We start from the raw sequence: 25324 nt of genomic DNA, 5'->3' as shown, positions 1-25324 counted from the left end.
ATGCTGCTTTCCCTCGAACCCCGTGGCCAGCAATCGCGCCTGATGCTGTGGTGCTCGCCGTTATTGGCGGCGGCGCTGACCCTCGGCTGCGGCTCGCTGTTGTTCATCGCACTGGGCCACGACCCATTGCAAACCTTGCACACACTGCTGATCGCGCCCGTCAGCGATTTGTATGGAGTGTCCGAATTGCTGGTCAAGGCGCTGCCGATTCTGCTCTGCGCACTCGGCCTGGCGGTGGCCTATCAGGCGCGGATCTGGAACATCGGCGCCGAAGGCCAACTTCTACTTGGCGCATTGGCCGGCAGTGCTCTGGCAGTGAACGTTATCGACATGCAAAGTCGCTGGGCGCTGGTGCTGATTCTGCTGACCGGCACGCTGGCGGGCGCCGCATGGGCCGGGCTCACCGCATGGCTGCGCACGCGCTTCAATGCCAATGAAATCCTTACCAGCATCATGCTCAATTACATCGCGCTGAACCTGCTGCTGTTCTGCGTGCACGGGCCGTTGAAGGATCCAGCGGGCTTCAATTTCCCGGAGTCGGCGATGTTCGGCGACGCCAGTCGTTTGCCGCTGCTGCTGGAGGACGGCCGCGTGCATGCCGGCGTGTATTTCGCCCTGCTCGCGCTGGTTGCGGTGTGGGTGCTGTTGCAGAAAAGCTTCATCGGCTTCCAGATCAAAGTGCTCGGGCTGGACAAACGTGCGGCAGGTTTTGTCGGCTTTCGCGAGAAGCGCCTGATCTGGCTGGCGCTGTTGATCAGCGGTGCTCTGGCCGGGCTCGCCGGGGTCTGCGAAGTGACCGGGCCAATCGGCCAACTGGTGCCGCAGGTGTCGCCGGGCTATGGCTACGCGGCGATCACCGTGGCGTTTCTGGGACGGTTGAATCCGCTCGGCATTCTGTTCTCCAGTCTGCTCATGGCGCTGCTGTACATCGGCGGCGAGAGCGCGCAGATGTCGCTCAATCTGCCGCAAGCGATCACCCAATTGTTCCAGGGCATGATGCTGTTTTTCCTGCTCGCCTGTGACGTGCTGATTCTCTATCGGCCACGCCTGAAACTGCGCTGGAGCCGGCGCGCCTCGACCCCTGCCGTAACCGCCGGAGCGCTGTGATGGATATCGATCTGTTGAGCAATATTTTCTATGCCATGGTCCGCTGCGGCACGCCGCTGTTGCTGGTGGCATTGGGTGAGTTGCTCTGCGAGAAAAGCGGCGTCCTCAACCTCGGCCAGGAAGGCATGATGCTGTTCGGTGCGGTGATCGGTTTTATCGTCGCGCTGAACAGCGGCAACCTGTGGCTGGGTGTGCTGTTGGCGATGTTGGCCGGGATGTTGTTGTCGTCACTGTTTGCCCTGGTCGCGCTGGTGTTCAACGCTAATCAGGTGGCCACCGGGTTGGCGCTGACGATCTTTGGTGTCGGACTTTCGACGTTTGTCGGCGCGGCATGGGTGGGTAAGCCGCTGGCGGGTTTCGAGCCTCTGGCGATTCCGTATCTGAGTGAGATCCCGCTGATCGGGCGGATGCTGTTTGCCCAGGATCTGCTGGTGTATCTATCGTTCGCGCTGTTTGCGCTGGTGGCGTGGGTGATCATCAAAAGTCGTGTCGGCCTGATCATTCAAGCGGTCGGTGAAAACCCGGATGCGGCCAGCGCGATGGGCTTGCCAGTGCTGACCGTGCGTACCTTGGCGGTGTTGTTCGGCGGAGCAATGGCCGGGCTGGCCGGGGCCTATCTGTCGCTGGCGTACACGCCGATGTGGGCGGAAAACATGACCGCTGGGCGCGGCTGGATTGCCCTGGCACTGGTGGTGTTTGCCAGTTGGCGGGTGTGGCGGTTGTTGCTCGGGGCGTATCTGTTTGGCCTCGCCAGCATCCTGCACTTGGTGGCACAGGGATTGGGACTGGCGATACCTTCGAGCCTGCTGGCGATGCTGCCGTATGTGGCGACGATTTTGGTGCTGGTGTTGCTGTCCCGCGATGCCGTGCGCACTCGGTTGTATGCGCCGGTTTCGTTGGGGCAGCCGTGGCAATCGGGACATTAGTTGATGTCAGAGCGGGCGTCTTCGCGAGCAGGCTCGCTCCCACAGGGGATCTGAGTGAACGCGGGCATATGTGGGAGCGAGCCCGCTCGCGAAAGCGTCCGCACAGGCAACACTTGAACCACGCCCCGCAACTATTTCTGATCAAACACCCTCGAGAAACTCAAGACGCCTGGAGTATGCTCCGGGATCAAAGCCTGTTTTCGCCAAGCGCTGCAACTGTGGCTCGGTCAGGCGTGTCCATTGAAACCTGAATGCTGACTTTCAAGGAAACCCATCATGTCTCAGGCAAAAAACGCACTGATCATCGGCGCCTCCCGGGGCTTGGGCCTCGGTCTGGTGAAGACCCTGCTGGGCGATGGCTGGCAAGTGACCGCGACGGTGCGCAATCCGCAGAAGGCCGAGGCGCTGCAAGCGCTGGGTGACGTGCGCATCGAGAAGCTCGACATGGACGATCAGCAAGCGGTGATCGCTCTGAGCCAGAAGCTCAAGGGCGAAACCTTCGATCTGTTGTTCGTCAACGCCGGGGTCAAAGGCCCGGACGTGCAGACGCCGGGCGGCGCGACCCTGGCCGAGGTCGGGCAACTGTTTTTCACCAACGCGGTGGCGCCGATCAATCTGGCCCAGCGCTTCGTCGGGCAGATTCGCGACGGCAGCGGCGTGCTGGCGTTCATGAGTTCGGTACTCGGCAGCGTGACCATGCCCGATGCGCCGGAGCTGGCGCTGTACAAGGCGAGCAAGGCGGCGCTGAATTCGATGACCAACAGTTTTGTCACGCAACTGGGCGAGCAGAAACTCACCGTACTTTCGCTGCACCCGGGCTGGGTGAAGACCGACATGGGCGGCGAAGGCGCCGATCTCGACGTCGAGACCAGCACCCGTGGGCTGATTGACCAGGTCAATGCGTTCACCGGCAAGGGCGGGCATCACTTCGTCAATTACAAGGGTGAAACGATTGCCTGGTAAGCACTGAAAATCCCGATGTGGGAGCGAGCCTGCTCGCGAATACGAGCTGTCAGGTAAATCTGTATCGACTGGCATGACGCCTTCGCGAGCAGGCTCGCTCCCACAGGGGGATGATGGTGAATGGTCGGGTGGCGCTTGCCCGGCGCGGCGATTTGTTTGAAACTGCGCGCCTCGTCCTTCGCGGCGACCCTGGATCAGCAGACAGGGCAACACTGAGCTGGCAACCCTGAACCCAACTTTCAGAGGAGCCGGCCACAATGCCTGCGACCCGTACCTGGTTAAAAAATCCCCTCGCCATTTTCACCTCCAACGAGCTTGATGCCCGTGGCGGTCTAGTCGTGCAAGACGGTGTGATCGTCGAAGTCCTCGCTGCCGGTCAGCAGCCGTCGGCGCCATGCAATGAAGTGTTCGATGCCCGCGAGCATGTGATCCTGCCGGGCCTGATCAACACTCACCATCACTTCTATCAAACCCTGACCCGCGCCTGGGCGCCGGTGGTCAATCAGCCGCTGTTCCCGTGGCTGAAAACCCTGTACCCGGTATGGGCGCGGCTGACCCCGGAAAAACTCGCCCTCGCCACCAAGGTGGCGCTGGCCGAATTGCTGCTCTCAGGTTGCACCACGGCAGCCGACCATCACTATCTGTTCCCGGACGGTCTGGAAAACGCCATCGACGTGCAGGTCGAAACGGTGCGCGAACTGGGCATGCGCGCCATGCTCACGCGCGGCTCGATGAGCCTTGGCGAGAAGGACGGCGGTCTGCCTCCGCAACAAACGGTGCAGGAAGGTCAGGTGATTCTCGACGACAGTCAGCGGCTGATTCACGAGTATCACGAGCGTGGCGACGGCGCGCAGATCCAGATCGCTCTGGCGCCATGTTCGCCATTTTCGGTGACCCCGGAAATCATGTCGGCCAGCGCTGATCTGGCGAACAAACTCGATGTGCGTCTGCACACCCACCTCGCTGAAACCCTCGATGAAGAAGACTTCTGCCTGCAGCGTTTCGGTCTGCGCACAGTCGATTATCTGGACAGCGTCGGCTGGCTCGGCCCGCGAACCTGGCTGGCCCACGGCATCCATTTCAACCCCGACGAAATCGCCCGCCTCGGCCAGGCCGGCACAGGCATCTGCCACTGCCCAAGCTCGAACATGCGCCTGGCGTCCGGCATCTGCCCGAGCATCGAGCTGACCGACGCTGGCGCGCTGTTCGGTCTAGGCGTCGACGGCTCGGCGTCCAACGATGCCTCGAACATGATCCTCGAAGCGCGTCAGGCGCTGTACATCCAGCGCCTGCGCTACGGCGCCGAAAAGATCACCCCGGAGCGCGTGCTGGGCTGGGCGACCAAAGGTTCGGCGAGCCTGCTCGGTCGCACTGACATCGGCGAAATCGCCGTGGGCAAACAGGCGGATCTCGCGTTGTTCAAGCTCGATGAACTGCGCTTCTCCGGTAGCCATGATCCGATTTCGGCGTTGCTGCTGTGCGGCGCCGATCGGGCAGATCGGGTGATAATCGGGGGCAAGTGGCGTGTGGTTGATGGGCAGGTCGAAGGGTTGGATCTGAAAGGTTTGATTGCCGATCACAGCCAGGCGGCTCGGCAGTTGATTGCCGGCACCTGAGTCACCGCCGTTCAAAACTGTGGGAGCGAGCCTGCTCGCGAAGAGGGAGTGTCAGACAACATGTTTGTTGGATGACACACCGCTTTCGCGAGCAGGCTCGCTCCCACATGGGTATCAGCCAGCCCTAAAGGCCCAGTAGCGACAGCATGATAAAGGTCGCAAACAGCACAAAGTGCGTCATGCCCTCAATGGCGTTGGTCTCGCCGTCATTGAGGTTGATTGCGCTGACGATCAGGGTGATGAAGATCATCACCGTTTGCACCGGGGTCATCGCCATTTGAAACGGCTGGCCGGTGTACAGCGCCATCGCTTCCATCACCGGTACGGTCAGAATCACCGTCGACAGTGACGCCCCCATCGCAATGTTGACCACCGACTGCATGCGATTGGCCAGTGCCGCACGCAGTGCAGTCAGAATCTCCGGCGCGGCGGAAATCGCTGCCACCAGAATCGCCGTGATCACCGGCGGCGCGCCCGTGCCTTCCAGGCCCAGATCGAGGGTCTTGGACATCACCTCGGCCAGTGCGCCGATGATCACCACCCCCGACACCAGAATGCCGATCGACAGCGCCAGGCTGACCGGCTTCGGCTCCTGCTCGACCGGCTCTTTCTTGCGACGTTTGTCCGGGTAGCTGTAGCTGAAAAAGTAACTGTGCGGGCCGACCTGCATGCGCAGGAACAGCGCGTAGAGCACCATCATTGCGCCAATGGTGAACGCCGAATACATCTTCCAGTTGGCCTCGGGAATGAATTCCGGCACCACCATCGACACGCCCATCGCGGTAAGGATCATCACGCTGTAGCTGCGCGCCGAATCGTCGTTGTAGGACTGCTCGCCGTGTTTGATCCCGCCCATCAAAGCGGCGAGGCCGAGGATGCCGTTGATGTCGAGCATGACCGCTGAATAGATCGTGTCGCGCACCAGCGTCGCCGAGGCCTCGTTGCTCATCATGATCGCCAGGATCACCACTTCGACCAGCACCGCCGAGAGCGTGAGGATCATCGTGCCGTAGGGATCACCGACTTTTTCCGCCAGCAGTTCAGCGTGATGAGCGACGCGCATCGAGGCGGCGACAATAAAGGCGATCAGCAGCAGACCGCCGACCAGCGCGACGATCTGGCCGTTGTGCAGCAGCCAGTGTTCCAGTGGATAAGCAACGCACGCGGCAAGGACTGCCAGCAGCAGGAAGCTTTCTTGTTTGAGGGTCGAGAGCATGACGGGCCTTTTGCCGAAAAGAGCTGATGAAGCTACTGACTGCCGCGCGCCGCTAACGTTTCGTTACATCTTTACGCACCACGCGATGGCAGCTGGATTCAGGCATGCACTTTTATTGGCCTTGCCGGCCTCTTCGCGAGCAGGCTCGCTCCCACATTGAAATGCGTCCCTGTGGGAGCGAGCCTGCTCGCGAAGGCCGCACCGCGTTTTCAAATGAGTTTGTTGTCCTGTTGGTCAGCAATTTGCATTGGCCCTGAGCACACACAACAAAATGGAGTTCGGGTTCATGCCAATACGTCCGCTGCACAAACTGCTGTACGCCGCCATCGGTCTGGGAATCAGCCTGAGCGCCAGCGCTGCCGATCCGCTGAAGGTCGGTTTCGTCTACATCGGCCCGATCGGTGACCACGGCTGGACGTATCAGCACGAACAGGGGCGCAAGGCCCTGGCGGAAAAACTCGGCACGCAGATCACCACCAACTACGTGGAAAACGTCGCCGAGGGCGCCGACGCCGAGCGGGTGATCCGCAACATGGCCAAGGACAAATATGACCTGATCTTCACCACGTCTTTCGGCTACATGAACCCGACAGTGAAAGTCGCCAAGCAATTTCCCAAGGTGACGTTCGAACACGCCACAGGCTACAAGCAGGACAAGAACCTCGGCACTTACCTGGCACGCACTTACGAGGGCCGTTACGTCGGCGGTTTCCTCGCGGCGAAGATGACCAAGACCAAGAAGATCGGCTACGTCGCCTCGTTCCCGATTCCGGAAGTGATCCGCGACATCAACGCCATCCAGTTGGCCCTGAACAAGTACAACCCTGGCACCGAAATCAAAGTGGTGTGGGTCAACTCCTGGTTCGATCCGGGTAAGGAAGCCGACGCCGCCAACGCGCTGATCGATCAGGGTGTTGATGTGGTGTTCCAGCACACCGACAGCCCGGCGCCGATCCAGGCTGCCGAACGGCGCGGCGTGTATGCCGTGGGCTACGCCTCGGACATGGCCCACTTCGGCCCGAAAGCGGTGCTGACCTCTATCGTCAACGACTGGGCGCCGCACTACATTCAGGCGACGCAGAGCGTGATCGATCACACCTGGAAATCCCAGGATTACTGGGGCGGGTTGAAGGAAGGCACGGTGGAACTGCCGATCAGCGACCTGGTGCCGGCGCCGGTGAAAGCCGAAGCCGAGCAGTTGATCGCCGACATCAAGAGCGGCGCATTGCAGCCGTTTACCGGGCCGATCAAGGATCAGGCCGGTGTAGAAAAAATCCCGGCGGGCGTGAGCGCGACCAATGCGGAACTGGCTTCGATGAATTATTACGTTGAGGGCATGAAGGCCGAGATGCCGAAGTAGTCCCCCGATTCACCACACAAAACCCTGTGGGAGCGAGCCTGCTCGCGAAAGCGGTGTGTCATTAAACAAAAATGTTGTCTGACACTCCCTCTTCGCGAGCAGGCTCGCTCCCACATTGGAAACACAGCGTATTCAAGGATTGTGTATGGATCAGCTTCCGATCATTGATATCAGCCCGCTCTACAGCACCGATGAAAATGCCTGGCCCGCCGTGGCCGAGCAGATCGACCAAGCCTGCCGCGAGTGGGGCTTTTTCTATATCAAGGGCCATCCGATCTCGGCGCAACGCATCGACGATCTGCTCGGTCACGCCCAGCGCTTCTTCGCCTTGCCCGCCGCAGAAAAACTCAAGATCGACATCACCCAGACCCGCCATCATCGCGGCTACGGTGCGATTGCCACAGAGCAACTGGACCCGGACAAACCCAGCGATCTCAAAGAAACTTTCGACATGGGCCTGCATCTGCCGGACGAACATCCCGAGGTGCTCGCGGAAAAACCCTTGCGCGGCCCCAATCGGCACCCGGCGCAACCCGGCTGGGAAACGCTGATGGAGCAGCATTACCTCGACATGCAGGCGCTGGCGCAAACCCTGCTTCGAGCGATGACCGTTGCGCTGGGCATCGAGCGCGACTTCTTCGATACGCGTTTTGTCGAACCGGTCAGCGTGTTGCGCATGATCCATTACCCACCGCGTCACACCGCCAGCTCCGCCGAGCAACAAGGTGCCGGCGCCCATACCGATTACGGCTGCATCACCCTGCTCTATCAGGACAGCGCCGGCGGTTTGCAGGTGAAGAACGTCAAAGGTGAATGGATCGACGCGCCACCGATTGACGGCACGTTCGTGGTCAACCTCGGCGACATGATGGCGCGCTGGAGCAACGACCGTTATCGCTCGACGCCGCACCGGGTGATCAGCCCGCTGGGCGTGGATCGCTATTCGATGCCGTTCTTCGCCGAACCGCACCCGGACACGCGCATCGAATGCCTGCCCGGTTGCCAGGACACGCAGCATCCGGCGAAATATCCGACCACCACCTGCGCGCAATTCCTGCTGTCGCGTTTCGCCGATACCTACGCCTATCGTCGCGAGCAAGAGGCGGTTTGATCGATCACCTGGTCAGGTTTTGCCAATTGTTGCGGCCAGCCTCTGTAGAATGCCGGCATTGCACCTGATGAGAAAAGACTATGTACGACTGGCTCAACGCCCTGCCCAAAGCCGAACTGCACCTGCATCTGGAAGGTTCGCTGGAGCCTGAACTGCTGTTCGCCCTGGCCGAACGCAACAAGATCGCCCTGCCGTGGAGCGACGTCGAAACCCTGCGCAAGGCCTACGCCTTCAACAATCTGCAGGAATTTCTCGACCTGTATTACCAGGGCGCCGATGTGCTGCGCACCTCGCAGGACTTCTATGACCTGACCTGGGCCTACCTGCTGCGCTGCAAAGCACAGAACGTGATCCACACCGAACCGTTCTTCGATCCACAGACCCACACCGACCGGGGCATCCCGTTCGAAGTGGTGCTCAACGGCATCGCCGCCGCGCTCAAGGATGGCGAGACGCAACTGGGCATCAGCAGCGGTTTGATCCTCAGCTTCCTGCGCCACCTCAGCGAAGACGAAGCGCAGAAAACCCTCGATCAGGCGCTGCCGTTCCGTGATGCGTTTGTCGCGGTCGGGCTCGACAGTTCCGAGATGGGCCACCCGCCGAGCAAGTTCAAACGCGTCTTCGATCGCGCCCGCGACGAAGGCTTCCTCACCGTCGCCCACGCCGGTGAAGAAGGCCCGCCGGAATACATCTGGGAAGCCATCGACCTGCTGAAAATCCAGCGCATCGACCATGGCGTGCGCGCCATCGAAGACGAGCGCCTGATGCAGCGGATCATCGACGAGCAGATCCCGCTGACCGTGTGCCCACTGTCGAACACCAAGCTCTGCGTGTTCGATCACATGTCACAGCACAACATCCTCGACATGCTCGAGCGCGGCGTGAAGGTCACGGTCAACTCCGATGACCCGGCGTATTTCGGTGGGTACGTGACCGAGAACTTCCATGCGCTGCACGAGCATCTGGGCATGACCCAGGATCAGGCCAAGCGCCTGGCGCAGAACAGCCTGGATGCGCGGTTGGTAAAACCGTAAGCAACACCGCAAAACCAATGTGGGAGCGAGCCTGCTCGCGAAGAGGGAGAGTCAGTCAACATTTACGTTGAATGACACACCGCTTTCGCGAGCAGGCTCGCTCCCACATTCATATCGATGTTCACTCGGTAAGCTCTTCCAGGGTCTTGCCCCGCGTCTCCATCCCGAACAGCCACACCACGCCCGCCGCAATCGCGAAGCACGCCGCGCCGAGCGCGAACACCCCGCCCTGCCCGGTAATCGGGAACACCAGCCCGGTCACCAATGGCCCGAGCAGAGAGCCGACGCGGCCGATGGCCGAGGCGAATCCCGAGCCGGTTGCCCGTGCGGACGTCGGGTACAGCTCTGGCGTGTAGGTGTAGAGCACCGCCCACATGCCGAACAGGAAAAACTGCATCAACAGCCCGGTGCCGATCAGCAACGCCACGTTGCCGCCGAACACCGCACTCTGCCCATACAGAAACGCCATCACCCCGCCGCCCAGCAGGGTGACGATGCACACCGGTTTGCGCCCCCAACGCTCGACCAGCCACGCCGCCATGAGGAAGCCGGGAATCCCGCCGAGCGAGATCAGCACCGTGTAGTACACCGACTGCGTCACGGCGAAACCCGACTGCTGCAGCAATGCACTGAGCCAGGAAGTCAGCCCGTAAAAACCCAGCAATGCGAAGAACCACAGACTCCAGATCATCGTTGTACGCTGGCGATATTGCGGCGACCAGATCTGCTTGAGTGCCGAGAAGAAATTACCCGGTGGCGTCACCGTGCGTGGCAAACGAACCGGCTCCGGCAAGTCTGCACCGCCCAGCGAAGCACGCACTCGCGCTTCGATGCCGTTCAACACCTTGTCCGCGTCGACGTCGCGCCCGGCCTGTTCCAGCCAGCGCGGCGACTCAGGGATGAAAAAGCGGATCGCCAGAACGAACACCGCCGGCACCGCCAGTACCAGGAAGATATCGCGCCAGCCAATCAGCGGCAGCAGGAAGTACGAGAGCACGCCCGCTGCGACAAACCCCAGCGGCCAGAAGCCGTCCATCAGGGCGATGTAGCGCCCGCGCCGTTGTGCTGGAATCAGCTCCGAGAGCATCGACTGTGCGATGGGAAACTCCATGCCCATGCCAATTCCGAGCAGGATGCGAAACAGCGTCAGCGTCTCCACCGTTTGCGCCGTCGAACACAGGTAACTGGCCACGCCCCACAGCACGATGCTCCACTGAAACACCGGTTTGCGCCCGAAGCGGTCGGCGAGCATTCCCGACAGCGACGCGCCGAGCACCATGCCGAAAAAGCTCGAACTGGCCAGCAACCCCGCTTGCGCACTGCTCAGGCCGAACTCGGCTTTGATCGAGCCGAGCAGGAAAGTCATCATCGCCAGATCCATGGAATCGAAGAAAAACGCCAAGGCGATGATGATGAAAATGACGCGGTGATAGCCGCTGAGCGGCAGCCGTTCCAGGCGTTCAGCCGCACTGAAGCGTTGTGTATTCATGTTGTGCTCCCCCATCCGGAAAATCCCCGGATCGAGTGTGCGCGATGGTCATACAGAGGTCGTACTGGATGCGACCTGTTCACAGCCGTGGACGACGTCAGCCTTCAGCTCATCGCCGAGCAACGCTCTAGAACGCTGTTTCCAGCTCGGTTTCCTTGGCAAAGCGATGGATTTCGCGCTGGCCGGTGGCGGTCAACTGCAAGGCGCGGGAATCGTTGGGCAAGGTCAGCCAGCCGGACTGCATGAACAACTGCAACAGCGCCGCGCCCAGTGAGCCGCCCATGTGCGGACGGCGCTCGCTCCAGTCCGGGCAGGCGCAGGCGACCTGCACGTTGCGGTGGGCCAGGGCCTGGATGAACACTCCGCGCTGCGCCAGTCGGGTGGAGCCCTTGTGCGTCACCACCACCCGCTGCTCAAGCTGTTCGATCCAGCCGGCGTCGAGCAGGCGCTGATACAGGTCGGCCGCCAGGGTGCCGCCCAGATGATCGTCGCAGAACCGCGCGCGCAACAGCGAAGACGGCGCCGCCTGCGGCCTGACCATGGGAGTCGTGCGTTTCAGCGCATCAGGGATTTGCCGTGGCGCGCTGGCAATGGTGGCGCTGGCCAGTGCTTCGATCGCCGCGCCGATTTCCGGTGCCGCCAGGCGAAAGAAGCGTTTGCGCCCACGCATTTCGATGTTCAACAGCCCCCCTGCGGACAGGCGTCCCAGATGCGCACTGGCCGACGACGGCGAGAGCCCGGCCAGCAGCGCCAGCTCTTCGGCTTGCCGCGCCGAGCCATCCATCAACGCCCACATCATCGCGCTGCGCTTGGGGTCGGCCAGCAATGTCGCGATCTGGCTGATGCACGGTGCATGTTCCATATGTTCACTCCCTGTTGAATCGTATCGTCTACCGCTCGGAGACATCCTGGCCGGTTATGGGGCATCGGCCAACACGCGAAAATCGCCCGGGATCGGTGGCAAGGGATGCCACCGACACCAGCTGCTCCGGCACACAACCTGGCAGCAGAAGTAGCAACCGTCACCAAAAGCCGGCAACGCGTTACGGGGTCTGCGCGCCGGGTGTCAGTGCAGGCATGAGGCGGGCGCTAGTATAAGCGGGTTAAGCCAGACGTCCTGCGCCTGGGCCTGGGCAGGTGGCGATTGTTCCTGACAGAAATTTCTCTAATTGCCTGCGACTAATGATCAACTTTGAGGAAACCGGGAAATTGGCTACTCAATTCGGCGCATCGGCTGGCGAGCATCTCTCTCAGAAGGTTCACCGGCTTACTCAATTGTGCGCGATGGGCGCACAACAGATTCAGCGGTGCGCGCTCACACAGCAGTTCCGGCATCAGCACTTTGAGGCGTCCGGCGAGCACATCGGCGCCGACGTCGAGCCAGGACTTGTAAGCGATACCGGCACCGGCCAGCGCCCACAGCCGCACGACGTCGGCGTCATCGCTGAAGCGATCGCCGCTGACGGTCAGGCCGACTTCGCGCTTGCCATCGTGAAAACTCCAGTGGTCGTGGACGCGGCTGCCGAGCATGTACAAAAGGCAGTTGTGCTGGGCCAGTTGCTCGAGCTGGCGCGGCTCGCCATGCCGGGCCAGATAGTCGGGGGATGCGCACAACACCCGGCGATTGTGTGGGGCGATGGGCAAGGCGATCAGGCTGGAATCTTCCGGCTCGCCGTAGCGCAGGGCGATGTCCACCGGTTGCCGGAACAGGTCGGCGATGCGGTCGCCAAGCAGCAGGCGCACCGTCAGTTTCGGGTGTTCACGCTGGAACGCGTCGAGCCACGGCAGCAGCAGATTGCGACCGAAGTCCGAGGGCGCCGAAAGCTGCAAAATCCCGCTGACCTGATCCTGACCGCTGGCGAGCAGGCGACGCCCTTCGTCGAGATTGCTCAGGGCGGCGCGGGCATACTCAAGGAAGCCTTCGCCCTCGGCGGTGAGGCGCAGGCTGCGGGTCGAACGCGCCAGCAGCCGCGCACCGAGTTGCTGCTCGATGCGCTTCAACGCCGCGCTGGCCACCGCCGCGGACATGTCCATCACCCGTGCCGCCGCCGACAGGCTGCCCAGATCCGCCGCGCGGACAAACAACTGCAGGTCATCAAAACGCAGCATGCGCAGCCTCGATTATCAAAAAAATATTGAAAGAGACTGCTCTTTTAGCCGGTTTTATCGCGCAGAGAAATAGCCAATGATGGCCTCCATCGAATTCATCCCGATTCTGGAGTCCGCGCATGTCCCAGCCCTTTACCGCTATCGCCACCCTGACCGCCAAACCCGGTCAGCTGGACGTTCTCGAACAGGCGCTGCGCGCCCTCGTCGAACCGAGCCGCGCCGAGCCCGGTTGTGGCCAGTACGACCTGCACCGCGACCTTGCCGATCCGCAGGTTTTTTATGTCATCGAACAGTGGGCCAGTGACGAGATTCTTGAGGCGCACAACGCCAGCGCGCATTTTCAGAAGTTTCAGGCCAGCGCCGGCCACACCATCGAACACTTCCAGCTCAAACGCCTCGGCAAGATTGCCTGAATCCTTCTTCTATCAACTGTACGGAGCCACTTATGAAAGCCATTGCCTATTACGCGTCCCTGCCGATCAGCGACACCAAGTCCCTGCAGGACATTGAACTGCCAGAACCGGGCGCAGGCCCGCGCGACCTCTTGGTGGAGGTCAAAGCCATTTCGGTCAACCCGGTCGACACCAAAGTGCGGCAGAACATGGCGCCGGAAAACGGCGCGGCGAAAGTGCTGGGCTGGGACGTTGCCGGTGTGGTGAAAGCCGTGGGCAGCGACGTCACCCTGTTCAAGGCCGGTGACAAGGTGTTCTACGCCGGTTCGATCGCCCGGGCCGGTGGCAACAGCGAGTTGCACGTGGTCGATGAGCGCATCGTCGGTCACATGCCCAAGTCCCTCGGTTTTGCCGAAGCCGCCGCGCTACCGCTGACCGCCATCACTGCGTGGGAATTGCTCTTCGAGCGCCTGCAAATCAGCGAGGGCAGCAGCGATGAAGGCCAGAGCCTGCTGATCGTTGGCGCGGCGGGCGGAGTGGGCTCGATCCTTACCCAATTGGCCAAGCAGTTGACCGGCCTGAAAGTGATCGGCACCGCTTCGCGCCCACAGACCCGTGACTGGGTCAGCGAACTCGGTGCCGATCTGGTCATCGATCACAGCCAGCCACTGAGCGAAGAATTGAAGCGCGCCGGCATCGCCAGCGTGACCCACGTCGCCAGCCTGACCCAGACCGATCAGCATCTGGCGCAACTGGTCGAAGCCCTCGCGCCGCAAGGCAAGCTGGCGCTGATCGACGATCCGAAGTCACTCGACATCAGTCTGCTCAAGCGCAAGAGCCTGTCGCTGCACTGGGAGTTCATGTACACCCGCTCGCTGTTCGAAACGCCGGACATGATCGAACAGCACAAGCTGCTCAACCGCGTCGCCGAACTGATCGACGCCGGCACTTTGAAGACGACTTTGGGCGAGCACTTCGGTGTGATCAACGCAGCCAACCTGCGACGTGCCCATGAGCTGCTGGAAAGCGGCAAGGCCAAGGGGAAAATTGTTTTAGAAGGTTTCTAAAAAAATAAAGCCTCGCAACCGCTCGTGATGCCAGAGCGGTTGCGGGGCTTTTTGCCGTCAGTCGGTTGCTTGACCCTTGTCACAATTACGCGGGTATCGAGGTCTACAATCGAAGCCTCTGCGATACATCTTTTACGCAAGGGAGGTCAGCAATGAAGATCCTGATAAAAGAAGTGGCAAAGTCTCAATGGCAGGTGCGCCTGGACCAGCACGTCGTAACCTTTCGCAGTGAAGCCGAGGCTCTGGCCTTCACTCGCACCCTCGAAGCGCGACTCTGCGCGCCCCACCGAATCCCCGAACCCAGCCAGCAGCGCGCCGCCGGCTGAGCTCCAAAGTCGAGCGTTCAGACCTGGGCTTGCGCCAACGCCCGGGCATTCTGCAAACGCCGGGTGAGCAGCGCGACGCTCACCACCAGCAAACCGCACAGGCTGATGACCATCGCCATCGGCACGGCGCTGCCATCGTGCAACACCCCCACCAACGCGGCGGCACCGGCGGCGATGCTGAATTGCAGGCAACCGAGCATTGCCGATGCACTGCCGGCACGGGCGCCCTGACCGTTCATTGCGCAAGCTGAGGCGTTGGGAATGATGCAGCCGAGGCTGGCAATGCAGATGAACAGCGGAATCAGCAACGGCCACAACGCCTCTGGACGCATCGCGCTGACCGCCAACAGCGTCAGCCCGGCGAGGAAATACACCCACACCGCGCGCACCAGCAAGAACGCCGGGCCACGCTTGGCCAGCAGACGCGCATTGACCTGCGCCACCAGAATGAACCCCGCCGCGTTGGTGCCGAACAGCCAGCCAAAATGCTCGGCGGGTACACCGTAGAGCTTGATGAACACAAACGGTGAGCCAGCGATGTAGGCGAACATGCCGGCGATCGCGATGCCGCCGGTCAGGGCGTGGCCGAGGTAGACCGAATCCTTGACCAGTCGCGCGTACTGGCGCAACGCACCGGACAACGGCTGGCGCGGCACGTGGGCCGGCATGCTTTCCGGCAGCCCCAACGCCACCGCCAGACCCGCCGCCGCACTGAACCCGGTGAGCACCAGAAAGATCGACTGCCAACCCGTGGTATTGACCAGCAGCCCACCGAGCATCGGCGCCAGAATCGGCGCCAGGCCCATCACCAGCATCAATTGGGAAAACACCTTCGCCGAGCCCACCGCGTCGCACTTGTCGGCAACCACCGCGCGGGAAATCACCATCCCCGCACAGCCACCGAGTGCCTGGACGAAACGCGCGCCGATCAGCCATTCCAGGCTCGGCGCGTAGGCGCAGGCCAATGACGCCAGAGTAAACAGGGCGACACCGCTGAGCAGCGGAATGCGCCGGCCGAAACGATCGGAAATCGGTCCGTAAGCCAGTTGGCCCAGCGACAGACCGAGGAAGTACGCCGCCAGCGTCAGCTGGACATGCTGCTCATCGGTGCCGAACGCCAGCGCCATGGCCGGGAAGGCAGGCAAATAGAAGTCGATCGCCAAAGGACCGAAGGCGCTCAAGGCGCCGAGTATCAAAATCGTGCGGAAATTCATCAGGCATCCAGGTGGGCAAGTCGCAGCCCGACAGTCTAGCCGCGCCCGGACGCCTTGAACATTCCGATAGCTCGCTAACGATCAATTTCAGACGAGCTTCACCTCATAACCCTCTTCGCGAATCGCTGCGATGACCTGATCGGCACTCAGCGCGCTCTCGACGCCGACTTCCCTGGCCGCCAGATCGACGCGCACGCTGGCTGCCGGATCCAGCGCCTGCACCGCAGTGGTGATGGCTTTGACGCAATGACCGCAGGACATGCCTTGAACGTTGAACACTTGCATGGGAAGACTCCTTTGAGTGAGGTTGCCGGCAGTCTCGAGCTTGCCACGATGGCAAGGTCAAGTTCTGCGAAAAACTGCCGGGCTGGCAATCGGCGCCGCGCTCGGCCAAGCTGCATGTATCAATGACTGAAATTCAGGAGATTCAGCCATGCGCTGGTCAGCTTTGGGCCTGTTTGGCTTGCTCAGCCTTTTCGCCGCCGTCCCGCAGGTGCAAGCCGCCGGCGAGGATTACGCGGTACTGATCATTTCCCGCGAGCGCCTCGAAGTGGCGACCTCGTGCGAGATCGGCGTGTACATCCAGGACCAGCTCTCGGCGCGCCTGTTCCAGGAGCAGAGCACGTCGTTCAACTTGCCGCCGGGCAAGGTTTCGCTGCGCTTGAAACTGCTGCCGGGCCAGGCGCCGGGTTGTAATCCCGGGATGCTCGCACCGGGCTCGCAGGAAGTCGTGCTGCATGCCGGGGATGTGCTGAAGTTCCGCCTGGCGATGAATGCCGAAGGCGTGTACCTGAAGCCGGCCGGCCTCGGTTACTGAGCCAAGCGCCGACCCGTTGCCGATCGTTCCCACGCTCTGCGTGGGAATGCAGCCATGGACGCTCTGCGTCCCGAAGCGTGACGCGGAGCGTCACAGGAGGCATTCCCACGCGGAGCGTGGGAACGATCAAGCAGGCTCGCTCCCACAAGAATGGTGCTTGACCTTGCCCGCATGGCAAGGTTGATCCTGTAGACATCCACTACAGGGAGCGCGACCGATGTCCGAATCCACCACTTTCGATCTGCCGATTGCCGGCATGACCTGTGCCAGCTGCGCCGGGCGTGTCGAGCGAGCCCTGCGCAAGGTCAGCGGCGCCAGAGCCGTCAGCGTCAACCTCGCCACCGAACAGGCGCGGGTACAGGCGCCCGGCGACAGCCTGCCGGCGCTGATGCAAGCCGTGGAGCGCGCCGGTTACAGCGTGCCCCGGCAAACCGTCGAATTGAGCATCGACGGCATGACCTGCGCCTCCTGCGTCGGTCGCGTCGAACGCGCCCTGAGCAAAGTCCCAAGCGTGAGCAGCGTCAGCGTCAATCTGGCCAACGAACGTGCGCACATCGAATTGCTCGGCCAGGTCGATACGCAAACCCTGCTCGACGCGGTGAGCAAGGCCGGTTACTCGGCCAACGTCTGGCAAGCTGAACGGCCACAGTCCGATGACCAGCAAAAACGCCTGCACCGCGAGCGCTGGGCATTGATCTGTGCGATCGCCCTCGCTCTGCCGCTGGTGTTGCCGATGTTGCTGCAGCCGTTCGGCATTCACTGGATGCTCCCGGCCTGGGCGCAATTCGCCCTCGCCACCCCCGTGCAATTCATCTTCGGTGCACGCTTTTATGTGGCGGCGTGGAAAGCCGTGCGCGCCGGCGCCGGCAACATGGACCTGCTCGTCGCCCTCGGCACCAGCGCCGGTTATGGCCTGAGTGTCTATGAATGGACCAGCGCCGCCGGACGCATGCCGCATCTGTATTTCGAAGCCTCGGCCGTGGTCATTGCCCTGGTATTGCTCGGCAAATATCTCGAGAGCCGCGCCAAACGCCAGACCGCCAGCGCCATCCGCGCTCTTGAAGCGTTGCGGCCGGAGCGGGCGATTCAAGTCATCGACGGGCGTGAGCAGGACGTTGCGATCAGCGCCCTGCGCCTCGACGATCTGGTGCTGGTCAAACCCGGCGAACGCTTCCCGGTGGATGGCGAAGTCGTTGAAGGCCAGAGCCACGCCGACGAAGCGCTGATCAGTGGCGAAAGCCTGCCAGTGCCGAAACAGCCGGGCGACAAGGTCACCGGCGGCGCGATCAATGGCGAAGGTCGTTTGCTGGTGCGCACCCAGGCGCTCGGCGCGGAAACCGTGCTGGCGCGGATCATTCGTCTGGTCGAAGACGCGCAAGCGGCGAAAGCTCCGATCCAGAAACTGGTGGACAAGGTCAGCCAGATCTTCGTGCCGACCGTGTTGCTGATCGCCCTGGCCACGCTGATCGGCTGGTGGCTGTACGGCGCGCCGCTGGAAACTGCGCTGATCAATGCCGTCGCCGTACTGGTGATCGCCTGCCCGTGCGCCCTCGGCCTCGCCACCCCGACGGCGATCATGGCCGGCACCGGCGTCGCCGCACGCCACGGCATTCTGATCAAGGATGCCGAAGCGCTGGAGCGCGCCCATGAAGTCAGCAGTGTGGTGTTCGACAAGACCGGCACGCTGACCTCGGGTACGCCGCGTATCGCGCACTTCAGCGCGGTCGATGGTGACGAAAACAATCTGCTGACACTGGCCGGTGCCTTGCAGCGCGGCAGCGAGCATCCGTTGGCCAAAGCCGTGCTGGATGCAGCCGCCGAACGCGGCTTGAACGTGCCCGACGTCAGCGACAGCCAGTCGCTGACCGGGCGCGGCATCGCTGGCACGCTGGATGGCCGGCGCCTGGCGCTGGGCAACCGGCGGATGCTCGACGAAAGCGGGTTGGGTGCCGGTGAATTGAGCTCATCCGCCGAGGCTTGGGAAAGTGAAGGCCGCACATTGTCGTGGTTGATTGAGCAAAGTCCCGAGCCGAAGGTGCTTGGTCTGTTCGCCTTCGGTGACACGCTGAAACCCGGCGCTCTACAAGCGGTGCAACAACTCGCCGCACGGGATATCCAGAGCCACCTGCTGACCGGCGACAATCGCGGCAGCGCACGGGTGGTGGCCGAGGCCTTGGGCATCCGCAATGTTCACGCCGAAGTGCTGCCTGCCGACAAAGCCGCGACGGTGGCCGAGCTGAAGAAAACCGGCGTGGTTGCCATGGTCGGCGATGGTATCAACGATGCCCCGGCCCTCGCCGCTGCCGACATCGGCATCGCCATGGGCGGCGGCACCGACGTCGCCATGCACGCGGCCGGCATCACGTTGATGCGCGGCGATCCGCGACTGGTGCCGGCGGCGCTGGAGATCAGTCGCAAGACCTACGCGAAGATTCGCCAGAACCTGTTTTGGGCTTTTGTCTACAACCTGATCGGCATTCCGCTGGCGGTGTTCGGCTTCCTCAATCCGGTGCTGGCCGGTGCGGCGATGGCGTTGTCGAGCGTCAGCGTGGTGAGCAATGCGCTACTGTTGAAAACCTGGAAACCCAAGGACCTGGAGGAACACCGATGAACATCGGCCAAGCAGCCCGGCAGAGTGGCCTGAGTGCAAAAATGATTCGTTACTACGAGTCGATCGGTTTGCTCAAAGCGGCCAATCGCACCGACAGCGGTTACCGCGTATACGGCAGCGATGACCTGCACACGCTGGCGTTCATCAAGCGCTCGCGGGATCTGGGCTTTTCCCTGGAAGAGGTCGGCAAGCTGCTGACCCTCTGGCAGGATCGCCAGCGCGCCAGCGCTGATGTGAAAGCACTGGCGCGCCAGCACATCGACGAGCTGAACCAGAAGATCCGCGAGCTCGGCGAGTTGCGTGACACCCTGCAGGACCTGGTCGAGCATTGCAGCGGCGACCATCGCCCGGACTGCCCGATCCTCAAGGAACTGGCGTCGGGCTGCTGCGCGCAACCCGCCCGCGCCTGATCCGCAAAAGCGTCACCACGCACAACGTACCCAGGGGAATGCCGTGGAACAGCATGACCACGGCCCCCGGCGTCCACCACGCATAGAACGGCGCAGCGACCAACATGCCGATGCCGAAACCGCTCATCTGCAGCAAGGTCAGCACGCTGAAAATCGGCAGGCGCAACGCCGCAGGTTCCCGTTGTAGCCGTGACATCAGGCTGACTTCGGAAACCCCGTCGCCAAGCCCCGCCGGCAAGGCGAACACCAGCAGACCGTAGAGGCTGTGCTGCTGGAACATCAGAATGAAACCGCAGGACATCAGCGCCACGCCGCAGAAAAATCTTCTTTCGAGGTGGCTGTTCTCCGAGCCCTTGAGGTGACTGGCGATGCGTGCGCCGAGCAGTTTGCCGCTGGCCCATACCGCAAGCGCCAGGCCCAAGGTCGTACTCGCCGCCTCCGGCGTGAGCAGTTTCGAAATGATCGGGAAGCCGACGTTGTGCGCGGCGCTGCCCAAGGTATCAGCCATAGTCACCGCGAGCATGGCCGCGACCACAGGCGCCGAACGCAGGCCCTGCCGTAGCGCAAACCATTCACCGCGCTCCGGCTGTTCGATGACATCGTTTTTTTCGAAACGCAGCGGCACGATCAGCAGAGCCGCGAGCACATAGGTCAGCGCGTTTAGGGCGAAGACCGTTTCGAAACCAAAAGCAGCCACCAGCAACCCCGACACCAGACTGCCGCCGACCATGGCGGCTGAAGAGGCTGAAGTGATCCAGGCGTTGGCCTTGAGCAACTGCGCCGGCTCGATCAAACGCGGCAACTGGCTGTTGAGGCCGATGGCGAACATCGAATTGCCCAAGCCGAGGCCGAAGGCAATCAACGGCAACAGCCACGCCTGCTGACTCGCCGGAGTGATCAACAGCAGCCCCAGCAGCGCCGCACGCAACAGATCGAACGCAATCAGCGGCGCGCGGCCCTGCCAGCGTCGGTAGAAGCGTGTGCCAATCAGACTGGCGAAGATTCCGCCACCGACGCGGCTGGCAAGGAAAACGCCGACGCTCATGGCGCTGTTGCTTAACAGATAAACGTAGGTGGCCAGCGCGACCATGTTGAGGAAGGCGCCGAAATCGGAGATCAGCCGGGCGGTTACGATCAGGTGGGTGTTGCGTGGGGTGGTCACATTCAGTCCTTGAGTGTGGTTGGAGCGCTGGACAGTAGACGCGAATAAGCCAGGATCCGAAAGCCCCCTCACCCTAGCCCTCTCCCAAAGGGAGAGGGGACCGATTGGGGGATATTTGGGAGATACACCGACCTGAACGTTTTTCTTTGAATCCATAATCGACTCGGTTTTTTCAGGTCGATGTATGGCTAAAGACACCTCGGTCGGCCCCCTCTCCCCTCCGGGAGAGGGCTGGGGTGAGGGTACTTTTTGACTCAAACAAAAAACCCGGCCGAAGCCGGGTTTTTCATCACGCGATCACTGCATCCACGGCGGTGGAGGCGGTTCTTCGGGTTTGCCTTTCGGCGCGTCGTCCGCCGCGCGAATGGCCTGCTTGCGTTCCTCGTCGAGGCGCGCCGCTTCGATTTCGCGCAGCACCCCGCCGACATCCGCCAGGTCCTCCGGATCGTCGAACTCACCGGTCAGCACACTGTTCGGGTGCAAGGTGCCGGCTTCGTACAACGCCCACATTTCCTTGGCGTACTTGGTCTTCTTCAATTCCGGCGCGAAGCGACCGAAGTACGAAGCCATGTTGCCAACGTCACGCTCGAGCATGCTGAACGCGTGGTTGTTGCCCGCTGCGTCGACTGCCTGGGGCAGGTCAATAATCACCGGACCGGTCGGGGTCAGCAGCACGTTGAACTCGGAGAGGTCACCGTGCACCAGACCGGTACACAACATCAGCACGATCTGCGAAATCAGGAAGGCGTGATACTCGCGCGCCTGATCAGGCTCCAGCACCACATCGTTCAGACGCGGCGCGGCGTCGCCGAATTCGTCGGCCACCAGCTCCATCAACAGCACGCCGTCGAGGAAGTCATAGGGTTTGGGCACTCGCACGCCGGCGCCGGCCAGACGGAACAGCGCCGCCACTTCGGCGTTCTGCCAGGCGTCTTCGGTCTCTTTGCGACCGAACTTGGACCCCTTCGCCATGGCCCGCGCCTGACGACTGTTACGAACCTTGCGGCCTTCCTGATACTCGGCCGCCTGGCGGAAACTGCGTTTATTCGCCTCCTTGTAGACCTTGGCGCAACGTAACTGATTGCCGCAGCGCACTACATAAACAGCTGCCTCTTTGCCACTCATCAGTGGACGCAGCACTTCGTCGACCAGACCGTCCTCGATCAGGGGTTCAATGCGTTTTGGAGTCTTCATCAGCTTTTATTGTGGGTCCTTTATTACCAAACACGCGAATGTCACTCGTTATACGGCAATCCTCGCCCGACGGGGAGGGGTTGCCGACCTGTGAACCTTGAGGATGCACACACTGTGCCGGATCAATCGCAGCGACCCGGGCGAATCATAGCCGAGACCGTGGCATTGATTGGTATCGGTCGGCAAGGGCATTTGCGACAGAATCTGACATGCACATGCACCGGAGCACCTGTGGGAGCGAGCCTGCTCGCGAAAGCGCTCTGTCAGCAGAGAATGATGGCGACTGACACGGCGCCTTCGCGAGCAGGCTCGCTCCCACATTGGAATACTGCTTAGCGTTCAATGATCGCGGTGACACCCTGCCCGCCCGCCGCACAGATCGAAATCAACCCTCGCCCCTTGCCCGCCGCATCCAGCAGCTTGGCCAAATTCGCGACAATGCGCCCGCCCGTTGCGGCGAACGGATGCCCCGCCGCCAGCGAACTGCCTTTTACATTGAGCCGACTGCGATCAATCGAACCCAGCGGTGCCTCGAGCCCCAGGCGGGTTTTGCAATATTCGGGATCTTCCCAGGCCTTGAGCGTGCACAGCACTTGCGCGGCGAAGGCTTCGTGAATTTCGTAGTAATCAAAATCCTGCAACGTCAGCCCATTGCGCGCCAGCAAGCGTGGCACGGCGTACACCGGCGCCATCAGCAGGCCCTCGGCACCGTTGACGAAATCCACCGCCGCCGCTTCACCGTCGCGCAAGTAGGCAAGAATCGGCAAACCGCGCTCTCTGGCCCATTCTTCACTGCCGAGCAACACCACCGAAGCGCCATCGGTGAGCGGCGTGGAATTGCCCGCCGTCAGCGTGCCCTTGGCGCTTTTCTCGAAGGCCGGTTTCAGCGCGGCGAGTTTTTCCAGGGTCAGGTCCGGGCGCAGATTGTTATCGCGGGTCAGGCCGAGGAATGGCGTCATCAGATCGTTGTGCCAGCCTTCGCTGTAGGAAGCGGCGAGTTTGTGGTGGCTTTCGAGGGCCAGTTGATCCTGTTCTTCGCGGGGGATATTCCAGGTCTGCGCCATCAGTTCGCAGTGCTCGCCCATCGACAGGCCAGTGCGTGGCTCGCCGTTGCGCGGGAATTCGGGGATCAGGTGCTGGGGGCGCAACTGCAAAAGGGTTTTCAGTTTGTCGCCGGTACTCTTGGCGCGGTTGGCGTGCAGAAGAATCCTGCGCAGGCCTTCGCTGACGCTGATCGGCGCGTCGGAGGTGGTGTCGACGCCGCCGGCAATGCCGCAGTCGATCTGGCCGAGGGCGATCTTGTTCGCCACCAGCAACGCCGCCTCCAGACCGGTGCCGCAGGCTTGCTGGATGTCATAGGCCGGTGTCGTCGGAGACAAGCGCGAGCCGAGCACACATTCGCGGGTCAGGTTCATATCCCGTGACAATTTAAGCACAGCGCCCGCCACTACCTCGCCGATGCGCTGGCCGTGCAGGTTGTAGCGCTCGATCAGGCCTTCCAGCGCGGCGGTGAGCATCGCCTGATTGCTGGCCGTGGCGTACGGCCCGTTGGAGCGGGCGAAAGGGATGCGGTTACCGCCGATGATCGCGACGCGGCGCAGCTGGGTCATGGATAACTCCTGTGGAATTTGCGGATTCACATGGAAACCTGTGGGAGCTGGCTTGCCAGCGATGGGGGCGGCACTCCCAACCCTTCAGCGGCTGACACTCCGCCATCGCGGGCAAGCCCGCTCCCACAGGGTCAGTGGTCTACTCTGCTAAACCAGCGTAGGCCTTATTGCGCCGATCGAACGATTGATTGCCGTAGACAGTCCACACTTTGAACCCCAACTTCTGGAGAGCGTTCCATGTCTGACCGCTATATCGACTTCGCCAACTCATCCTTCGGCCATCGTCTGGTCGGGGCCTTGGGCCTGCCGTCGCCGGTGCGGCTGGAACGCTGGCAGGCGGGGCGTCTGCGGCCGATCGAGGGCGCCCTGTTGATCGGTGGCGGGCCGCTGGCCGAACGGATCAGCGTGTTTGCCAATCGCTTGACCGACGCGATCTACAGCTACGGCACCGAGCCCTCGCTGGCCACCGCGTGGATCCCCGGCCACGGGCCGAAACTCAAAGCGGTGGTGTTCGACGCCAGCGATCTGCAACACACCGACCAGCTCAAGCAGTTGCGCGAGTTCTTCCAGCCATTGATGAAGAACCTCGACCATAGCGCGCACCTGGTGATTCTCGGCCGCGCGCCGGAAACCTTGGGTGATCCGTTCGCCTCCAGCGCGCAGCGAGCACTTGAAGGCTTCTCGCGCTCGCTGGCCAAAGAGCTGCGCGGCGGTGGCACCTTGCAGTTGATCTACGTCGGCGAAGGTGCCGAGGATCAATTGGAAGGCCCACTGCGATTTTTCCTCTCGCCGAAAAGTGCATTCGTTTCCGGCCAGGTTATTCGCCTGACCGCGTGCGCCACGCCAGTGACCGACTGGACCCGACCGCTGGCCGGGCGCAAGGCGCTGGTCACCGGTGCTGCGCGCGGCATCGGCGCGTCGATTGCCGAAACCCTCGCCCGCGATGGCGCCGAGGTTATCCTCCTCGATGTGCCGCCGGCCAAGACCGACCTCGAGGCCCTTGCCGCGCGCCTCGGCGGCCGGGCGATCACCCTCGATATCTGCGCCGATGACGCCGCCGCGCAATTGATCGAACAGCTGCCCGACGGCCTCGACATCCTCGTGCACAACGCCGGCATCACCCGCGACAAAACCCTGGCCAACATGACCCCGGAATTCTGGGACGCGGTGCTGGCCGTCAATCTCAACGCGCCGCAAGTGCTGACCAAGGCGCTGCTCGACAGCGGCACCCTGCGCGACAACGCACGGGTGGTCCTGCTCGCCTCGATCAGCGGCATCGCCGGCAATCGCGGGCAGACCAACTACGCAGCGAGCAAGGCTGGCCTGATCGGTCTGGCCCAGGCATGGGCGCCAACGCTGCTGGAACGCGGCATCAGCATCAACGCCGTGGCCCCCGGTTTTATCGAAACCCAGATGACCGCGCACATTCCGTTCGGCCTGCGCGAGGCCGGGCGGCGCATGAGTTCGCTGGGCCAGGGTGGCTTGCCGCAGGACGTCGCCGAAGCCGTGGCGTGGCTGGCGCAACCGGGCACGGGCGCGTTCACCGGCCAAGCGCTGCGGGTTTGTGGGCAAAGTGTTCTGGGGGCATAA

23 protein-coding genes are annotated in these 25324 nt (G+C 62.2%); 14 read left to right on the top strand and 9 right to left on the bottom strand.

The annotated features are described in order from the left end of the window. The 4 genes from AB4O45_RS16725 to AB4O45_RS16710 all read left to right on the top strand — a co-directional run bounded on the left by AB4O45_RS16725 (position 1) and on the right by AB4O45_RS16710 (position 4612). On the top strand, positions 1 to 1107 hold the full coding sequence (locus AB4O45_RS16725) for an ABC transporter permease (protein WP_056787784.1): 1107 nt from the start codon (positions 1 to 3) through the stop codon (positions 1105 to 1107). Further along, positions 1107 to 2033, top strand: coding sequence for an ABC transporter permease (locus AB4O45_RS16720; RefSeq protein WP_460160323.1), 927 nt, complete (start codon positions 1107 to 1109; stop codon positions 2031 to 2033). The genes AB4O45_RS16725 and AB4O45_RS16720 overlap by 1 nt, the downstream gene beginning before the upstream one ends. 276 nt (positions 2034 to 2309) lie before the next feature. Then, positions 2310 to 2996: an SDR family oxidoreductase gene (locus AB4O45_RS16715; RefSeq protein WP_039764086.1), complete on the top strand. Its 687-nt coding sequence runs from the start codon at positions 2310 to 2312 to the stop codon at positions 2994 to 2996. 257 nt (positions 2997 to 3253) lie between these two features. Further along, entirely contained in the window at positions 3254 to 4612 is a 1359-nt protein-coding gene (locus AB4O45_RS16710; protein ID WP_460160322.1) for an 8-oxoguanine deaminase, read from the top strand. A 124-nt stretch (positions 4613 to 4736) separates the two neighbouring features. Here the strand turns inward: AB4O45_RS16710 and AB4O45_RS16705 are convergent, their stop codons facing one another. Beyond that, positions 4737 to 5828 carry a calcium:cation antiporter gene (locus AB4O45_RS16705; protein WP_460160321.1) on the bottom strand — a complete coding sequence of 364 codons (1092 nt, stop codon included), beginning with the start codon at positions 5826 to 5828 and terminating at the stop codon, positions 4737 to 4739. A gap of 286 nt (positions 5829 to 6114) precedes the next feature. Here AB4O45_RS16705 and AB4O45_RS16700 point away from each other — a divergent pair, with 286 nt between their 5' ends. From AB4O45_RS16700 to AB4O45_RS16690, 3 genes are all read left to right on the top strand, one after another. Then, positions 6115 to 7188: a BMP family ABC transporter substrate-binding protein gene (locus AB4O45_RS16700; protein WP_016771815.1), complete on the top strand. Its 1074-nt coding sequence runs from the start codon at positions 6115 to 6117 to the stop codon at positions 7186 to 7188. Between the two features lie 145 nt (positions 7189 to 7333). Further along, positions 7334 to 8299: a 2-oxoglutarate and iron-dependent oxygenase domain-containing protein gene (locus AB4O45_RS16695; protein ID WP_460160320.1), complete on the top strand. Its 966-nt coding sequence runs from the start codon at positions 7334 to 7336 to the stop codon at positions 8297 to 8299. An 80-nt stretch (positions 8300 to 8379) separates the two neighbouring features. Continuing rightward, the gene (locus AB4O45_RS16690; protein WP_024011466.1) at positions 8380 to 9333 is read left to right on the top strand and encodes an adenosine deaminase; all 954 of its coding nucleotides are present in this window, start codon (positions 8380 to 8382) and stop codon (positions 9331 to 9333) included. A gap of 121 nt (positions 9334 to 9454) precedes the next feature. Here the strand turns inward: AB4O45_RS16690 and AB4O45_RS16685 are convergent, their stop codons facing one another. From AB4O45_RS16685 to AB4O45_RS16675, 3 genes are all read right to left on the bottom strand, one after another. Continuing rightward, positions 9455 to 10822 carry an MFS transporter gene (locus AB4O45_RS16685; RefSeq protein WP_256811731.1) on the bottom strand — a complete coding sequence of 456 codons (1368 nt, stop codon included), beginning with the start codon at positions 10820 to 10822 and terminating at the stop codon, positions 9455 to 9457. A 127-nt stretch (positions 10823 to 10949) separates the two neighbouring features. Then, entirely contained in the window at positions 10950 to 11684 is a 735-nt protein-coding gene (locus AB4O45_RS16680; RefSeq protein WP_041479646.1) for an ArsR/SmtB family transcription factor, read from the bottom strand. Positions 11685 to 12001: 317 nt separating this feature from the next. After that, positions 12002 to 12931 (bottom strand): LysR family transcriptional regulator, encoded by a 930-nt coding sequence (locus AB4O45_RS16675; protein WP_016771820.1) that lies wholly within the window; start codon positions 12929 to 12931, stop codon positions 12002 to 12004. A gap of 119 nt (positions 12932 to 13050) precedes the next feature. Between AB4O45_RS16675 and AB4O45_RS16670 the strand changes: the two genes are divergently transcribed. From AB4O45_RS16670 to AB4O45_RS16660, 3 genes are all read left to right on the top strand, one after another. Next, positions 13051 to 13344 (top strand): putative quinol monooxygenase, encoded by a 294-nt coding sequence (locus AB4O45_RS16670; protein ID WP_460160319.1) that lies wholly within the window; start codon positions 13051 to 13053, stop codon positions 13342 to 13344. 32 nt (positions 13345 to 13376) lie between these two features. Continuing rightward, entirely contained in the window at positions 13377 to 14390 is a 1014-nt protein-coding gene (locus AB4O45_RS16665) for a zinc-binding alcohol dehydrogenase family protein (protein ID WP_460160318.1), read from the top strand. Between the two features lie 152 nt (positions 14391 to 14542). Next, entirely contained in the window at positions 14543 to 14716 is a 174-nt protein-coding gene (locus AB4O45_RS16660) for a hypothetical protein (RefSeq protein ID WP_016771823.1), read from the top strand. A gap of 17 nt (positions 14717 to 14733) precedes the next feature. On the opposite strand, the gene AB4O45_RS16655 is transcribed toward AB4O45_RS16660, so the two are convergent. Both AB4O45_RS16655 and AB4O45_RS16650 read right to left on the bottom strand, forming a co-directional pair. Further along, the gene (locus AB4O45_RS16655; protein ID WP_150741600.1) at positions 14734 to 15930 is read right to left on the bottom strand and encodes a multidrug effflux MFS transporter; all 1197 of its coding nucleotides are present in this window, start codon (positions 15928 to 15930) and stop codon (positions 14734 to 14736) included. An 87-nt stretch (positions 15931 to 16017) separates the two neighbouring features. Further along, a complete protein-coding gene (locus AB4O45_RS16650; RefSeq protein WP_150638131.1) occupies positions 16018 to 16215 on the bottom strand; it encodes a cation transporter in 198 nt (65 codons plus the stop codon). A 148-nt stretch (positions 16216 to 16363) separates the two neighbouring features. Here AB4O45_RS16650 and AB4O45_RS16645 point away from each other — a divergent pair, with 148 nt between their 5' ends. The 3 genes from AB4O45_RS16645 (at position 16364) to cueR (ending at position 19768) form a co-directional block, all read left to right on the top strand. After that, positions 16364 to 16747 (top strand): hypothetical protein, encoded by a 384-nt coding sequence (locus tag AB4O45_RS16645; RefSeq protein WP_024011458.1) that lies wholly within the window; start codon positions 16364 to 16366, stop codon positions 16745 to 16747. Between the two features lie 217 nt (positions 16748 to 16964). Then, on the top strand, positions 16965 to 19358 hold the full coding sequence (gene cueA, locus AB4O45_RS16640; RefSeq protein WP_460160317.1) for a copper resistance metal-translocating P1-type ATPase CueA: 2394 nt from the start codon (positions 16965 to 16967) through the stop codon (positions 19356 to 19358). Beyond that, positions 19355 to 19768, top strand: coding sequence for a Cu(I)-responsive transcriptional regulator (gene cueR, locus AB4O45_RS16635; RefSeq protein WP_016771827.1), 414 nt, complete (start codon positions 19355 to 19357; stop codon positions 19766 to 19768). The genes cueA and cueR overlap by 4 nt, the downstream gene beginning before the upstream one ends. Here the strand turns inward: cueR and AB4O45_RS16630 are convergent. From AB4O45_RS16630 to AB4O45_RS16620, 3 genes are all read right to left on the bottom strand, one after another. Continuing rightward, positions 19722 to 20930 carry an MFS transporter gene (locus tag AB4O45_RS16630; protein WP_460160316.1) on the bottom strand — a complete coding sequence of 403 codons (1209 nt, stop codon included), beginning with the start codon at positions 20928 to 20930 and terminating at the stop codon, positions 19722 to 19724. The genes cueR and AB4O45_RS16630 overlap by 47 nt on opposite strands. 297 nt (positions 20931 to 21227) lie before the next feature. Beyond that, complete coding sequence (locus AB4O45_RS16625; protein WP_016771829.1) at positions 21228 to 22124, bottom strand: PA4780 family RIO1-like protein kinase; 897 nt, start codon at positions 22122 to 22124, stop codon at positions 21228 to 21230. Positions 22125 to 22456: 332 nt separating this feature from the next. Next, a complete protein-coding gene (locus tag AB4O45_RS16620) occupies positions 22457 to 23734 on the bottom strand; it encodes an acetyl-CoA C-acetyltransferase (RefSeq protein ID WP_460094258.1) in 1278 nt (425 codons plus the stop codon). Positions 23735 to 23971: 237 nt separating this feature from the next. Between AB4O45_RS16620 and AB4O45_RS16615 the strand changes: the two genes are divergently transcribed. Further along, complete coding sequence (locus tag AB4O45_RS16615) at positions 23972 to 25324, top strand: 3-oxoacyl-ACP reductase (RefSeq protein ID WP_460160315.1); 1353 nt, start codon at positions 23972 to 23974, stop codon at positions 25322 to 25324.

Source organism: Pseudomonas sp. S2_B10 (assembly GCF_054668425.1).
This window is presented reverse-complemented; position numbering and strand designations above follow the sequence as displayed.

Coding starts and splice junctions, on each gene's coding strand:
- AB4O45_RS16655 (WP_150741600.1), bottom strand. CDS start 15,930: ATGAATTTCCGCACGATTTTGATACTCGGCGCCTTGAGCGCCTTCGGT.
- cueA (WP_460160317.1), top strand. CDS start 16,965: ATGTCCGAATCCACCACTTTCGATCTGCCGATTGCCGGCATGACCTGT.
- cueR (WP_016771827.1), top strand. CDS start 19,355: ATGAACATCGGCCAAGCAGCCCGGCAGAGTGGCCTGAGTGCAAAAATG.
- AB4O45_RS16660 (WP_016771823.1), top strand. CDS start 14,543: ATGAAGATCCTGATAAAAGAAGTGGCAAAGTCTCAATGGCAGGTGCGC.
- AB4O45_RS16665 (WP_460160318.1), top strand. CDS start 13,377: ATGAAAGCCATTGCCTATTACGCGTCCCTGCCGATCAGCGACACCAAG.
- AB4O45_RS16650 (WP_150638131.1), bottom strand. CDS start 16,215: ATGCAAGTGTTCAACGTTCAAGGCATGTCCTGCGGTCATTGCGTCAAA.
- AB4O45_RS16700 (WP_016771815.1), top strand. CDS start 6,115: ATGCCAATACGTCCGCTGCACAAACTGCTGTACGCCGCCATCGGTCTG.
- AB4O45_RS16670 (WP_460160319.1), top strand. CDS start 13,051: ATGTCCCAGCCCTTTACCGCTATCGCCACCCTGACCGCCAAACCCGGT.
- AB4O45_RS16715 (WP_039764086.1), top strand. CDS start 2,310: ATGTCTCAGGCAAAAAACGCACTGATCATCGGCGCCTCCCGGGGCTTG.
- AB4O45_RS16725 (WP_056787784.1), top strand. CDS start 1: ATGCTGCTTTCCCTCGAACCCCGTGGCCAGCAATCGCGCCTGATGCTG.
- AB4O45_RS16615 (WP_460160315.1), top strand. CDS start 23,972: ATGTCTGACCGCTATATCGACTTCGCCAACTCATCCTTCGGCCATCGT.
- AB4O45_RS16645 (WP_024011458.1), top strand. CDS start 16,364: ATGCGCTGGTCAGCTTTGGGCCTGTTTGGCTTGCTCAGCCTTTTCGCC.
- AB4O45_RS16705 (WP_460160321.1), bottom strand. CDS start 5,828: ATGCTCTCGACCCTCAAACAAGAAAGCTTCCTGCTGCTGGCAGTCCTT.
- AB4O45_RS16685 (WP_256811731.1), bottom strand. CDS start 10,822: ATGAATACACAACGCTTCAGTGCGGCTGAACGCCTGGAACGGCTGCCG.
- AB4O45_RS16620 (WP_460094258.1), bottom strand. CDS start 23,734: ATGACCCAGCTGCGCCGCGTCGCGATCATCGGCGGTAACCGCATCCCT.
- AB4O45_RS16690 (WP_024011466.1), top strand. CDS start 8,380: ATGTACGACTGGCTCAACGCCCTGCCCAAAGCCGAACTGCACCTGCAT.
- AB4O45_RS16710 (WP_460160322.1), top strand. CDS start 3,254: ATGCCTGCGACCCGTACCTGGTTAAAAAATCCCCTCGCCATTTTCACC.
- AB4O45_RS16695 (WP_460160320.1), top strand. CDS start 7,334: ATGGATCAGCTTCCGATCATTGATATCAGCCCGCTCTACAGCACCGAT.
- AB4O45_RS16680 (WP_041479646.1), bottom strand. CDS start 11,684: ATGGAACATGCACCGTGCATCAGCCAGATCGCGACATTGCTGGCCGAC.
- AB4O45_RS16720 (WP_460160323.1), top strand. CDS start 1,107: ATGGATATCGATCTGTTGAGCAATATTTTCTATGCCATGGTCCGCTGC.
- AB4O45_RS16625 (WP_016771829.1), bottom strand. CDS start 22,124: ATGAAGACTCCAAAACGCATTGAACCCCTGATCGAGGACGGTCTGGTC.
- AB4O45_RS16675 (WP_016771820.1), bottom strand. CDS start 12,931: ATGCTGCGTTTTGATGACCTGCAGTTGTTTGTCCGCGCGGCGGATCTG.